The organism is Pajaroellobacter abortibovis (assembly GCF_001931505.1).
Classification (GTDB): domain Bacteria; phylum Myxococcota_A; class Polyangia; order Polyangiales; family Polyangiaceae; genus Pajaroellobacter; species Pajaroellobacter abortibovis.
This window is the reverse complement of sequence record NZ_CP016908.1, coordinates 865,774-880,040: the sequence shown is the minus strand read 5'-3', so window position 1 is coordinate 880,040 and position 14,267 is coordinate 865,774. Positions and strand designations below refer to the sequence as shown.

The window sequence follows — 14,267 nt, the reverse complement described above, 5'->3', positions numbered from 1 at the left end:
AATGAAAATTATCGGCATCTCTGCCTTTTTCCACGACAGCGCAGCAGCTCTTATCGAAGATGGAACCATCGTTGCCGCTGCTCAAGAAGAAAGGTTCACACGAAAAAAACATGATGCTTCCTTCCCTTTTCATGCGCTCAAGTATATCCTCCAAGCATCAGGTTCAACACTCCACCAAATTGACCACATAGCCTATTATGAAAAGCCATTCCTCCGATTTGAGCGGCTCCTCGAAACCTATCTCGCTTTCGCTCCACGAGGCTTCTCTTCATTTCGAACCGCTATCCCTCTATGGATACGAGAAAAACTATTTCAAAAAGATATCCTCTGCAAATGTCTCGTTTCCTTAGAGCCTGATTTCAATTGGAAACAAAAGCTCCTCTTCTCCGAACACCATCTCAGCCATGCTGCAAGCGCCTTCTTCCCTTCCCCTTTCCATGAAGCGATCGTCCTCACCATGGATGGAGTCGGTGAGTGGGCTACCACTTCCGTCGCTCTCGGCTTCGGTTCAGATCTCAAAATCATCAAAGAGCTCCATTTCCCACACTCCCTCGGCCTCCTCTATTCTGCTTTTACCTATTATACAGGATTCAAAGTCAATTCAGGAGAATACAAGGTCATGGGGCTCGCTCCCTATGGACAACCTCGATTCGCACCTCTTATCTTCGAGCACCTCATTGACCTCAAAGAGGATGGTACCTTCCGCCTCAATCAAAATTTTTTCCAGTACTGCATCGGTCTACATATGACTAATGACAAATTCCATCAGCTCTTCGGAGGACCTCCAAGAAAACCAGAGGAGCCTCTTACCCAACGCCACATGGACCTTGCCGCTTCTGTCCAACATGTTACAGAAGAGATCATTCTAAGGCTCACTCGCTCACTCGCACAAGAGAACAAAATCTCCAATCTCTGCCTCGCAGGCGGGGTGGCCCTCAATTGCGTAGCTAATGGTAAAATTCTACGTGACGGAAACTTCAACAATCTCTGGATCCAGCCAGCCTCTGGTGATGCAGGAGGAGCCCTCGGTGCTGCCCTTTCCGCTTACCATCTCTTTCATCAAAAACCTCGACCTAGCCTCATTCATACTATCGACTCTATGAAAGGCTCTTTCCTAGGCCCCTCCTTCGACCAGACAACCATCGAAACAACACTTAACCAGCTGGGTGCCCACTATGAAACCCTAACAGATAGCGATTTATTTCAAATAACTGCACAGCTCTTAGCTGAAGGAAAAGCTATTGGATGGTTCCAAGGGCGTATGGAATTCGGACCCCGCGCCCTCGGCGCACGCTCTATCCTCGCAGACCCTCGCTCACCTACCATGCAGTCCCTGCTCAACCTTAAAATCAAATTCAGAGAATCTTTTCGCCCTTTCGCTCCTTCTGTGCTCCGAGAACATGTTTCGCATTGGTTCGAACTCGATTCTGATAGCCCCTATATGCTCCTCGTAGCCAATGTATCCCCTTCTCGGTGTTTCCCCATGACAGAACAACAGCAAAGCCTTTGGGGTACCGATAAACTCCATGTCGTCCGCTCTCAGATCCCAGCAGTAACTCATATCGATTATTCCGCTCGTATCCAAACAGTCTCAGAAAACACCAATCCTCGTTATTACGCTCTCCTTCAAGCTTTCTACAAGATCACAGAATGCCCTATCCTGGTCAACACAAGCTTCAATGTTCGCGGAGAGCCGATCGTTTGTACTCCTCAAGATGCCTTCCACTGTTTTATGGGAACTGAACTCGATGCGCTCGTCATCGGTAATTCTATCCTTCTCAAAGAGAATCAGAATCCTCTCCTAAGGCAGAATTATAAAAATTCCTTCACTTTGGACTAAGATAAGAAATACATACATAAATCATCTAAAACTATTAAAAATATCAATCAAACAATCAACAGAATATTTTTATATCGCCACATTAAAAAGAAAATTGCAGATGCGGGATTATAAATGGAAAGCACCTAAAGATTTTCTCCTCGCTATGATACCGAGAACCTCAATTTCCCCATCTTAATGAGACCCGAAAGAAGAAGCAGCAGCGGTGTATATTTATTTGGCAAGAGCCTTGCCTACAAGCTCATATCCTAATTCATTCCAATGCTCATCACATAGCAAGAAGCTAGAGGATACACGGATGCATTTTTTGAGCCGATCTTCAGTCAGTTTCCACGCATGATTGTGTGCTGTATCGGATGAACGGTAAATACTAAAAAAATCCTCATTTGGTTCATTATTTTTTTGTATACCAATTTTGGATAAAAAGATATCAAAAGCATTTTTTCGGTTTTTCATAATAACTTCTTAAGTGAAGAAGTTCGCATCATAGAAAAAAAAGAAAAAAATAGTTTTTTTGGCATTATAGTTGAGTTTTCTACTCAAAAATTTATATTTCTATTTTTTATTTTAAGGATTGGTAATTTCTTAAATATATTTTAGCTCGCTTGTACAATATTTTTTCTAAATGGACTTGGAATGTTTCTACATAAGAGTCCACTGTGATAGAAATTCTTATTACATCAGCTATTTAATTAGGATATGTCAACATCTATAAATCCATGACTATTGACTCAATGTAAGTTTCTCCTTACATAGCAAAAAAATCCTTTTTATTAGGAATTTATATTCCTCAAAATTTATTGCCTCTATATTCATTAAATAAAAATTCAGACAAAAAGCATGTATATCTTTTGTCAACAAATGGAATTCTAAGAATACATTTGCTTCCACAAATGAAACAAAAATAAAGCGCTTTTATTGATAAATCCAATAAAGCTCATCCTCTATCTCTATGAAATCTGCTATATTTTATTAAGTATAGAAAGATTTCTACAAAAATAATTAATTTTTCTTTCAAATTAACTTATTTGTGAATCAAATTGATATTCTTTTCTTTTTGACGAGAATGTTTTCCTTTTTATTTATTGCTGGAGTCACCCAAAGTTCGATCGCGGGTAGATGCACGCGATGCATCCACTCTGCGTATTCTATTGCTTCGGGAAACCATTTTGGCTTTTGCCTGTTTTGCTCTTCGAGGCGAGCAAATGCAGAACAGGTATTAGTGCAATCAAAAGGTCCATTGGGTTCAATCGTAAAAGGGGCAAATACATTCATGATGGGAATTATCTTTTTCTTTTGAGATGCTATCTTTTCAAGCTTTGGTACGATGGGTAAAAAACTCTTGGCTGTTAATTTTCGATCAGCCAACCATCGTAAAACACCAGCTAAGGAATGAGTGCCTCGAGCCAGTTGAGGTGGGCCAAAGCGGGTGAATGTTTTAAAGCCCACGGGGACAGGTTCAAAGGATGCAATAAATTGAGATAGAAAGGAATCGGGGGGATTGCGTTGGTCGCGCTTCTGTTTGTACACGCTGATAAGTCTGGCAAATCTTGATGCGGTGCACGGATTTACGTCGGAAGCTCCGCATTGATAAACAGGCTTAGCCGTCCCTTCTAATAGCTCTGCAAGACTTACAATTATTGCAGCAGCAAAGTAATTCGCTCGCTATTCCTCAGCATCTTGTCGAATCGCCTTTAAAATTTCTAGGTATCGATCGATTTCATGTCAGGGACATCCTCCAAGGGCAAGTGACAAATCAGCCGCGTGTTTAGTTCCCAATGCGTCGAAAAAGAGCACTTTATCGAGCGGAGGATTAAAATCGACTAATTCTGAAATGTTCACAATCGCATTTAAGGCCCTTCCAGGAATCGATCAGAGAAGTTTCCACTCTACACAGCGGTTGTGTTACATCCCCCTCTACAACCTCTACTTTTTCTTTCAAAAATAAATCATATAAAGATCCCGGATATTTTTTTCTGAGTGGGGAAAACTCTTCCGAAGGCACTATTTTATTCCAAAACCGATTTTCCTTAGATTCGTTCTTTTTAGAACGCATCAGCAAATAGATCTTGCAGGGTATCGGTCGAGCAACAAGACCCAAAACAGTTTTCCCAAAAATCCTGTCCCTCCCAACACCAACAGCCGAGCACCCCTCAAGAGACGAGTAACTTCTAATGGAGGTAATGAATCAGTTGAATGAAGACGAAAAGTTAAGTTCACTGGGTCAAGTCCGACATAACAATAGGTGGCATATGAAACATCACAATATCAGGAGAAGAAGGAGCGGCATCCTTCTCCATTTCAATTGCTTCTTCCACTGTTTTCGCTGTTTCATAGCCAAGTAATTTGGGAATATAGAATATATGTGTTGTCTGCCCCTACTGCGATTAGGCGCCCTAAGTGTTGCCTTCCCGCTTCTCCCCAGTCCCACATAAAGAAGGGATGTGCAGGATGGTAGGCATGACCGGTCCGATACATCTGAAGTAGGCTGGATCAGAAGCAAAAGTGGCTTCGTACCGCTGACGGAGTTCTATAGCGTCGCGTGCTTCAGGCAAAATGCGATGAACAAATTCAACATGGGGTGCGTGTTGTTCCGGATCAGAAAAGTCAGTGCACGGATAAGTAAAAATGAGCGCTCCCCCCTTTTTACCATAGGTACCCCTCGATAGCAAAAAATTGAGAAAGGCGTGAACGTTATACGGGCTAATGTAATGGATCCCGATAATCATAATATCCGCTTGTCCTTGAATCGGGACAAGGTACTGATCAAAGCAACGTGCCAGCGTATGAGGATGCACTGCTTCCGTCGCCCCGGCAAAAACACCTGTTACCTCATAAGGAGCAAGAATTCGATCAAAGATCGCCTGCCTTACAGGCTGGGGTAATGCATCTAGCGCTACTTTAATCGGGAAGGATCCATATAGCTATGGCAGCGACGCATCGTGGAAGGGTTGTGATGAGCACGAAGACTCTTGTATCCATACAAACTTACAGTGACAGATTTATGACCTCCGTCCATAGGAACAAGATTCACATTGATATAAATAATCGAAATCAGACTCAACTGCTTTTCATTTAAGTTCTATCAACTCTCCCTGAGAAGTCATGCCCATCACCTTCATGCCTTCAGGGTCTTCCGCATCGTGATTGAAAAGGCGACGAGGCCAATAAGCAAAAAAAACTTGTCTCCCTCCATATGACGGACTTCTGCAGCCCCATTCGACGGTGAATGGAAGTAGCAATGCAGTCTTCAAGAGAGTGCTCACAAGCTTGGGCATACGCACGAATGAGCCGAGCTTTTTCCAGACCAGCCACAATAGGACGAACTAATTTTCCGGTGGCATACTTCTCACGAACCTCAAGTCGATTGGTAATCATTGCAGTTTTTAAATAAGCGGCAAGCCGCTTAACAACAAAGTCAAACGCTCCCCATGCAAAAACAACCTGATGCCCTCGGCGAATACATTGCCTTACCAGATTTGCTGCTTCAGGATAAATCGCTTTCCGAATCACTCTCTCGAATTTGATCCACAAACGCAATCAACCGATCATAAGACATGCCTCGATACACTGAGGACAATGCTTGGTTGAACAGAGAGCGATCAAAAAGCTCGCCATCGCAATAAAAGGACGCGACACACAGCTGAAGCGAGTTTATTCAAAACAACGGATTCTGCTGATAAAGCAAATAAAAAAAGCGGGATGGATGAAGCTCGTACAGAGAATCATTCCATCCACATCAAAGTAATATTGTCACGGCACATATCTCACTTCAGTCGACTATTTCTTCTTATAAATAGAACGAGATGCGGATGATGTTAAGAAGGGATCGTAGTTTGACATTAAAATTAAGTCACTATGCTCTCCCCAATTTCAATCGCCCTTCGCATCTCCTCTCCTTCTTTCCCTTCTTGCTAGAAAAGTATTCTCCTTTTTCAATTTTCAATTTAAGGCAGAAAAAAAGAGTCATTGGCTATTGCTTAAATTTCTGCTATTCTCTTTTCTCTTCTTCTCTTCTTTAATTTAATTTCTGTGCTCTTCTACAATCAAAGGAATCTATTATGTGTCCTCCAATAGCTCTCATAGTTCAAAAAGGCATATTGGCTCTCTTCTGTTCCATCCTTTTCTTCCTCGTGATTATCGACCGACCTACTCCTCACCTATACACAAGGCTTGGCGCTTCTTGCCTTTCATCTACGCCGTTCTCTAATCAAATAGAATTATTGACCCCTTCACTTTTTACTATTTTTTACATTGACTAAAAAATGTCAAGATTCTTCTCCCAATTTATCTTCTACAAACCAGATCCATTACTTAGAGCAGCGCATGCTCCTCTATCAAAAAGGATATTTTCGTTATGAAGGACTCTATGTGAAACCAATATCATGGATTGAGAGACATTGAGTATCCTCATCGAAAAACCAGCCAATACAATAAGAATTTCTGTTCTTAAAGGCTCCTACACAGAGGCGCTTCAAATGCCTCTCGAAAAAGCATTCTGTAAACAAGCTGAACGACATTTCAAACGTTGTCCGACCCTTCAAAGCAAAAAAATAGAGGTCATGAATCTCGGAGTGTCAGGCTACAATACGGTACAAGAATATTTTGTTCTACAAAAATACGTTTGGCAATATTCACGAGATCAATTGTTGCAACTGTATATACAGGGAACGATATTAAAGAAAATAGTCTTAATTTCTTAAGTGGAGGTCCTCATTATCATTATGAGAAAACAGATAATCGCATCATAACTTCAAAATTAAAAAAAATACCATCGGAAAGGCGAGGCTTGCTTATTTATTCGCAAAAAATACCTAAAAACTTTAAGCTTTTTACCTCCTTAATACGAAATAAAGTATCTCCAAAAATAAGCAACAAAGAGCAAAAAAATCCTTCTTCCTTAGTACCATATTACTAAAATCAATGTACAATCATATCATATAAAAACCAAAACGAAGAAATATTTGCTGTTCACCTGTAGATCCAAAGTAGTCCCATGCAACCTCAACAAGTTTATCCTGATATTGATACAACTAGGTATTTTTTTTCAATTAGAATCATTTAAGATGTTTTTTATCTAGATCATAGAATCAAACTCACAATAATCATATTCCTGTCCTCACACTTGCACCGTCCCTTGAAAGATCTGTTATTTCCCTCAAAAAAACGTGTTCACGAGTTCTTGAATTCTTTGCCTTGCGATGCAGATATATCTTTTAGCGAAATCAATCAAAATTAGGTTTTTTAAGCTCCCAGATTGGCTCTTATCAATTAAAATAAGAAGAAGAAATTTCTTTCTACAAAAAACAGGCAGTCGACTCTTGCTAGAACTAGAATCAATGTAAATGGTAAGAATAAAAGTCTTATTCTCACAAAAATAATTTTCAGTTTGTTTGATTTATGAGGTGACGCATGTCAACACGTGTTCAATCTCCTGCCTGGCAGGTTTTAAAAGTCCATCAAGAAGAAATGAAAGAAGTGCACATGCGCTCTCTCTTTGCCAAAGATCCTAAGCGATTTGAGAGATTTTCTATCCAATTCGAAGATATTCTTTTTGATTATTCGAAGAATCGAATAACTGAGAAAACGATGCAGCTCCTATTGGATCTCGCCTATGAGAGCAAGTTGACTGATTGGATCTCTCGTATGTTCAATGGGGACAAGATCAATTCAACAGAGAACAGAGCTGTTCTCCATATTGCTCTTCGCAACCGTTCCAATCGTCCTATCTTGGTCGATCAAGAAAATGTGATGTTAAAGGTTAACCAAACACTTGATCATCTACGAACCTTTACAGAGCAAGTGCACTCAGGAGTTTGGAAGGGACAGACAGGCAAAGCGATCACAGACATCGTGAATATTGGGATTGGAGGCTCTGACTTAGGCCCTCTCATGGTCACAGAGGCTCTTAAACCTTACTGGAAACCAGGGCTGCAGCCTCATTTTGTCTCGAATGTCGATGGTTCTCATTTAGCAGAAGTGCTCAATCGCGTGAATCCGGAGACAACGCTGTTTCTTATTGCTTCCAAAACATTTACAACACAAGAGACCATGCTCAATGCAGCCTCAGCAAGAGATTGGCTCCTCCACCACCTTAAAAATCCTCAGGCGATTCAGAAGCATTTTGCTGCACTCTCTACCAACGAGCAAGCTGTTGCTGAATTTGGAATCTCTCTCGATCAGATGTTTCCGTTCTGGGATTGGGTCGGTGGGCGCTATTCCATGTGGTCCTCGATCGGTCTGCCCATCGCTTGTATGATCGGAATAGATCACTTTGAGCAGTTTCTCCTAGGTGCTCATGAAACGGACGAACACTTCCAAACTACCCCCTTCGATCGAAATATTCCAATTATTATGGGGTTGTTAGGGGTTTGGTACATCAATTTTTGGGGAGCCCATACGCACGCTATAATTCCTTACGATCAATTTATGCACCGCTTCCCGGCGTATTTTCAACAAGGAGATATGGAAAGCAACGGGAAAAGCACCGATCGTAATAATCAGCTCATCTCAGACTATGAAACAGGTCCTGTTCTCTGGGGAGAACCTGGCACCAATGGACAACATGCGTTTTTCCAACTTATTCATCAAGGGACGCGATTAATCCCAACCGATTTTATCGCTCCTATCATCACGCATCGCCCTCTTGGCAATCATCATCGCATGCTGCTCTCCAATTTCTTTGCTCAGACAGAAGCGCTCATGAAGGGAAAAACAAAAGAAGAAGTGCGGATTGAACTACAAAAAGCAGGGATCGAAGAAGAAAAAATCGAAGCGCTTCTCCCTCACAAATTGTTTACAGGAAATCGGCCTAGCAATTCTTTTTTAGTGAAAAAAATTGATCCTAAAACGTTAGGACAATTGATCGCCCTCTATGAGCATAAAATATTCGTGCAAGGAATCATATGGAATATCAATAGCTTCGATCAATGGGGTGTGGAGCTTGGAAAACAGCTTGCTTCTCAGATCTATTATGAGCTGAATACAAACGATCCCGTCACTTCGCATGACAGCTCGACCAATGGTCTTATCAACCATTATAAAAAAATGCTCTCAACTGCATCTTCTTAAATTTCGACGAAGTAGACTAGCTATTAAGCGAAAAGACAAAAAATTAGAGTGCCAGAAAGTGGAGAGAGGTAGAAATAATACAATATCTCTCTCCCGTAGGGGTTGGTCCGTCTTCAAATCTATGGCCTAAGTGAGCGCCACATTGTGCACATTGAACTTCGAGCCGTATCATTCCATGAGAAATATCCTCCACAAACGCAACTGAAGCCTCGTTGATGGGCTCAAAAAAACTAGGCCATCCTGTCCCGGAATCGAACTTAGCGTCTGAGTGAAATAGATTCGTCCGGCAACATACGCATTGATAAATCCCACACGCTTTTAGATTCCAATACTCCCCTGTAAAAGGTGCTTCCGTACCTTTTTGATGGCAGACTTTAAACTGGATTGGGGTCAGTTCCATCTCCCATTTTTTTTCAATTTGATCCACTCTTTTCATGCTCTCTTTTTTCTGTTAACTTTTCTATTCTAATCAAAAAAGAATAATAAAGAAGCAGTATGAAAAAAAAAATCCTCCGGTCCCAAGCCCTTTCTCCTTTCTTCTCAGCTGGTTTCATCTTCACCATGATCACCATAATTCCAACTTCTGTTTCAGCAGGATCAGCCAACATGGGAAGTTCATCCACTTCAGACCCCTACTCAGCTTGGTGGACAGGAACGCTCTTTTCAGTCAATGGCCACACGATACCGGCAGGACATGTGGTCGTGCAACCCTATCTGATGGCTAGCAAAAAGTTTGCCCAACCTAATCGAATATTTAGCATTCATCCTCTCTTTGCGGCCATGGCCGGCATTACAAACGGTCTTGATTTGCAAGTCATTGTCCATGGAAGTACCACCTTTGCAGGCAATCGCTCTTCCACGCAGCTTGGCGATTCTGCCTTACGGCTTGCATTTCAGCTCCTCGAGGCCAATAACACGAATTGGCATCCAGACATCATGTTCTTTGTCAAAGAGACATTTCCGACAGGAAACTACGATTCCCTCGACCCCAATTTAAAATGGACAGATGCTAGCGGGACAGGAGCTTATGCCACAACGGTTAGTTTCAATTTCCAGAAAATCGTTCTCATGCCTAACCAGCATCCTCTACGTCTCCGTCTTAATATGAACCTTCAAGCTTCCAGTAAAGCCAAAGCGCGAGGGGCTAGTGTATACGGGACGATCGCAGAAAATGCCAAAGGGTATGCCTATCCAGGAGAAAATGTTTTGTCCATTTTCGGTGTAGAATATCATTTAACGAAGCGGTGGGTCGTCGCTCTTGACCTCTACCACTCTTATCAGGCCTCTAGCCGGTTTCGAGGGAATCCTGGAGTCAGAGATGATTCCAGAGCGAGGACGAGTGAACTTGTAACTCCATACAGTCACACGTTTGGTTTCGCTCCTGCCCTCGAGTATAATTTCAATGTTCACCTGGGTATTATAGGAGGCTGTGATATTAGCATCTTTGGTCGAGATCAATATTCCCTGGCCTCTCTTATGCCAACCATCGCGCTCACCATCTACCGATAGACCCTAGCATTCCCCCACCCTTCCTGGTCTAGAAGGACCGTTACTGAACTGCGCTCATACCTGAAAGTATAACCATGTCTTCATCCATTTCACTATCAGGTGTTACACAGCATCCAATCCCTCCTTTCATTTTCTTCCACCTCCGTATCTTTTCTATTCTATTAGCTTTCTGTTTAATGGTGTCTTCTGCTCGAGGACTGACTGACGAAACGTCAAATCCAGATCCGTATTCAGCTTGGTGGACAGGAACGCTGTTCTCTGCAAATGGACGGACCACTGCCTCCATGCATGTCGTGATGCAGCCGTACTTTTTATTCACCAAGAAATACTCCACTGAGGAGCATACTCATGAAATTCAGTCTTTATGGATAGCTGTAGCCGGGCTCACGGATGGTCTTGATGTCCAGATCGCCGTCCAGGGGAGTGCGGTATACAAAGGAAGACAATCGTCTACCCAACTGGGAGACTCCTCAATACGACTGGCATTTCAACTCCTTGAAGCAGAAAACACCAATTGGCATCCAGACATTCAATTTTTTGTCAGAGAGACGTTTCCGATGGGAAATTATGATTCTCTTGATCCAGTCCTTAAAGGGATAGATGCCCGAGGGGGTGGAGTCTACGCCACAACAGTCGGGTTCAACGTCCAAAAAATCATCTTGATGCCCAATCAACATCCCCTTCGACTCCGTTTTAATATAGGGCTTCAAGCCTCCACTCGCGCCAAAGTACGAAGAGCCAGCATATACGGAACAGAAGAAGAACGAGCGACAGGGTATGCCTATCCAGGAGAAAACCTACTCTCTCTCTTTGCTGCAGAATACCATCTGGACAAACGCTGGGTCGCTGCAGTCGATCTCTTTCACATTTATCAGGCTCCGGATAGATTTCGAGGATCCCTCGGAATGACAGAGAGCGTTGGACTGATAACCAATCAGCTTGTCAATCCAACGATCCATACGTTTGCTATCGCTCCCGCCATCGAATACAATTTTACGGAAGATGTTGGGATTATTGGAGGTTGTGGAATCAGTGGATTTGGAGAAAACTCTACTTTCTCATTGATCCCTACGGTTGCTCTCAACATCTATCAATAACGGTTCATTGATTAAATCCTGGCCAAAACCGTTTTGTGTATTCTAAAATCCTTTCAATGAATAATTCTTCGATCCAGCACCAGCGGGTAGAGCAACTCAATCGGAATGTCAAGCATGAGCATGCGTGCCTCTTTTATGAAGGGAGTTGTGCTTTCGGCTCCGAAGAGATCCAACGTTACCGTCTAGGAAACGGGCTCGCCCTACTCCTGTTGACCGATCGATCTGCTCCTACGGTCAGTTATTCGACGTGGTTTCGTGTGGGATCAAGACACGAACAACCTGGAAAAACAGGACTAGCTCATTTCTTCGAACATCTTATGTTTAATGAGACCACGTCACTCAAACCAGGGGAGTTGGATCGTAAATTAGAAGAAAACGGAGCCGAATCAAATGCAGCAACATGGGTCGACTACACCTATTATTACGAATCTCTTCCAGCAAATCGTCTCTCCCTTGCGATCCGATTGGAGAGCGATCGGATGCAAAATCTAGTGCTGAAAGAAGCACAGATATCGAGTGAAAAAGAAGTGGTATCCAACGAGCGGCGCTTTCGCGTAGAGGATGATATCGAAGGATCCATAAGCGAATTTCTTTACAAACATGCGTTTACCAAACACGCATACGGATGGCCTACCATCGGATGGATGGAGGATATCGCAACCTACTCCCCTGCGGACTGCGAATCTTTTTATCGTACTTATTATGCTCCGAATAACGCTACCATTGTGATTGTAGGGGACATTCGTGAATCGAACGTCCTAAAAAAAATCCAAGAGGCTTATGGTCCGATCCCCCCTTCCTACATCCCAGCTGAAAATATTTTTCCAGAACCACCTCAGCTTACTGCGCAATTATTTTCCCTAAAAAAACCGACTGCAACAGAAAAAATTCTCATGGGGTACCGTGGACCCGCCTTAGGAGATGCTGATCATGCTGCGCTTGTAATGTTCAATGAACTTCTCTTTGGAGGTCGAGCTTCACGAATCCACCGTCTGCTCGTCACCCAACAAGCGCTTGCCTCCGAGGTGCGCGGGTGGGTTTCCCCTTTTGTACATCCAGGTCTCTACGAAATAGGGGTCCACGTCCATCCAGGACACACGATCGCAGAAGTACAACCAATCCTCGACGCAGAGCTCGATCGCATACGCAATGAATTAGTAAGTGAGGATGAGCTCATTCGAGCAAAAACACACCTCGAATTAGCCATTCTGCAATCTCTTGAAACCGCGAGTGGGAAAGCAGAGCAGATCGGTTTCTATGAAACTACACTAAGTGAGCCAGCAGGCATCTTTCGAAGGCTAGAGATGTACAAGAGACTTACCGCAGCTGAACTGCGAAATGCAGCACGACGTTATTTAAACGAATCGCAACGTACAGTGATTCACGTGTATCCAGAAGGGACTCCGAAGGAATTATCCTGATGACACAAAGATTTCTGACTTCAGAAAAAACAGTCGCCTTTCTTGAAGAATCGCATCTGCTTCCACTCGTCTCGATCGTGATTGCTATTCGGATTCCCTGGATAGGAATGCAGGAAGGGTTGGCTCTCATGACTGCACGAATGCTTCGACGGGGCTGTGCTAGATTATCCTCTATTCGAACAGAAGAAGCGATCGATCAATTGGGTGGGGAGCTATCCATTCATGCCTCACCCACTTTTTTGCATATCCATGTACAAGTGATCAGCCGCAATGTGGAAGCTTTTATCGATCTTCTAGGAGAAATCATCCGCACGCCTCTTTTTTTAAAAGAAGAATTTGAGAAACTTAAAAAAGAGACATTGGCCGAGATCATAGAAGGACGAGATCACGATCGGCATCTCGCCCAACTTGCATTTTATCAAGGACTCTTCGGTGATCATCCTTATGGGAAAAGCAGCTTGGGATCTCATGGAAGTGTAGAATCATTCCATATCGAAACGATTAGGGCTTTTTTCAAACAGCACTTTATTCCAGAGAATATAATTCTCGGGTTCGCAGGGGATCTCTCTGAAAAACAAGCACACACCTATAGCGCTAAATTACTCTCTGGATTACCCAAGATGTCGATCGAACAAGCTCCTTTTTCCCATTCGGATCCAGAGCTCCCTTTTCATGGGAGGAAATTAATCCTAGTCGATAAACCTGAACGGACTCAAACGCAGATCCTTATCGGTACCTTCGGAACTTCCCCGCATGACTCGGATCATACTGCGCTTCTCGTAGCCAACGGCATCTTTGGAGGAACGTTTACATCAAGACTGATGCGAGAGATTCGTTCAAAGCGCGGCTGGTCCTACGGAGCCTCTTCTTATTTAGAAATCGATCAATGTCGCCACGCTTTTTGGATGGGTACTTTCCCTGCTTCCACAGATGCTGCTGCCTGTATTGCACTGCAACTCCAAATGTATGCCTCTTTCCTTGAGAATGGTGTTTCCCGTCGTGAAGTGGAGTTTATAAAACGCTATCTGCTCCGCTCACGCGTATTCGATATTGATACACCTTCCAAACGACTTTCCCAAGCGCTCTCTGTTGAGCTCCTCAAGCTTCCCCCAACGTACTATTCAGATTATCCAAAGCGTGTTAAAGCAATCACAGCAGAACAAACGAATGAAGCAATCCGGCTCCGTTTAAGCGCTTCTGATCTTCTCATTACAGTGGTGGGAACCGCTCAAGAAATCCTTCAACCTATCCAAGAAGCAACTGCTCCCCTCAGTCAATGCACAATACTCCCTTTCACCAGTGTCTGAGTTCCACTTTCGCAGAGTATTC

General features: G+C 43.1%; 12 protein-coding genes. 6 read left to right on the top strand and 6 right to left on the bottom strand.

Annotated features, from left to right (window positions below):
* Window position 1 precedes the first annotated feature (1 nt).
* On the top strand, window positions 2-1,840 hold the full coding sequence (locus BCY86_RS04440; protein WP_075276662.1) for a carbamoyltransferase family protein: 1,839 nt from the start codon (window positions 2-4) through the stop codon (window positions 1,838-1,840).
* Between the two features lie 213 nt (window positions 1,841-2,053).
* Here the strand turns inward: BCY86_RS04440 and BCY86_RS04435 are convergent, their stop codons facing one another.
* From BCY86_RS04435 to BCY86_RS04415, 5 genes are all read right to left on the bottom strand, one after another.
* Window positions 2,054-2,296, bottom strand: coding sequence for a hypothetical protein (locus tag BCY86_RS04435; protein WP_075276661.1), 243 nt, complete (start codon window positions 2,294-2,296; stop codon window positions 2,054-2,056).
* Between the two features lie 579 nt (window positions 2,297-2,875).
* On the bottom strand, window positions 2,876-3,289 hold the full coding sequence (locus BCY86_RS04430) for a hypothetical protein (protein ID WP_156865076.1): 414 nt from the start codon (window positions 3,287-3,289) through the stop codon (window positions 2,876-2,878).
* A 364-nt stretch (window positions 3,290-3,653) separates the two neighbouring features.
* Window positions 3,654-3,941, bottom strand: coding sequence for an SDR family oxidoreductase (locus BCY86_RS10740; RefSeq protein WP_075276659.1), 288 nt, complete (start codon window positions 3,939-3,941; stop codon window positions 3,654-3,656).
* Window positions 3,942-4,236: 295 nt separating this feature from the next.
* The gene (locus BCY86_RS04420) at window positions 4,237-4,638 is read right to left on the bottom strand and encodes a hypothetical protein (RefSeq protein ID WP_075276658.1); all 402 of its coding nucleotides are present in this window, start codon (window positions 4,636-4,638) and stop codon (window positions 4,237-4,239) included.
* Window positions 4,639-4,966: 328 nt separating this feature from the next.
* The gene (locus BCY86_RS04415) at window positions 4,967-5,380 is read right to left on the bottom strand and encodes an HAD family hydrolase (RefSeq protein WP_075276657.1); all 414 of its coding nucleotides are present in this window, start codon (window positions 5,378-5,380) and stop codon (window positions 4,967-4,969) included.
* Window positions 5,381-7,252: 1,872 nt separating this feature from the next.
* Here BCY86_RS04415 and pgi point away from each other — a divergent pair.
* The gene (gene pgi, locus BCY86_RS04405; protein WP_075276655.1) at window positions 7,253-8,911 is read left to right on the top strand and encodes a glucose-6-phosphate isomerase; all 1,659 of its coding nucleotides are present in this window, start codon (window positions 7,253-7,255) and stop codon (window positions 8,909-8,911) included.
* Window positions 8,912-8,954: 43 nt separating this feature from the next.
* On the opposite strand, the gene msrB is transcribed toward pgi, so the two are convergent.
* Complete coding sequence (gene msrB, locus BCY86_RS04400) at window positions 8,955-9,347, bottom strand: peptide-methionine (R)-S-oxide reductase MsrB (protein WP_075276654.1); 393 nt, start codon at window positions 9,345-9,347, stop codon at window positions 8,955-8,957.
* Window positions 9,348-9,406: 59 nt separating this feature from the next.
* Between msrB and BCY86_RS04390 the strand changes: the two genes are divergently transcribed.
* From BCY86_RS04390 to BCY86_RS04370, 4 genes are all read left to right on the top strand, one after another.
* Window positions 9,407-10,420, top strand: coding sequence for a hypothetical protein (locus tag BCY86_RS04390; protein ID WP_156865074.1), 1,014 nt, complete (start codon window positions 9,407-9,409; stop codon window positions 10,418-10,420).
* A 74-nt stretch (window positions 10,421-10,494) separates the two neighbouring features.
* Window positions 10,495-11,517, top strand: a complete 1,023-nt coding sequence (locus BCY86_RS04380) for a hypothetical protein (protein WP_156865073.1) — start codon at window positions 10,495-10,497, stop codon at window positions 11,515-11,517.
* Window positions 11,518-11,573: 56 nt separating this feature from the next.
* Window positions 11,574-12,938, top strand: coding sequence for a M16 family metallopeptidase (locus BCY86_RS04375; protein WP_075276649.1), 1,365 nt, complete (start codon window positions 11,574-11,576; stop codon window positions 12,936-12,938).
* Complete coding sequence (locus tag BCY86_RS04370; RefSeq protein WP_075276648.1) at window positions 12,938-14,245, top strand: M16 family metallopeptidase; 1,308 nt, start codon at window positions 12,938-12,940, stop codon at window positions 14,243-14,245. Before BCY86_RS04375 ends, BCY86_RS04370 begins: the two co-directional genes overlap by 1 nt.
* Window positions 14,246-14,267: the final 22 nt, after the last annotated feature.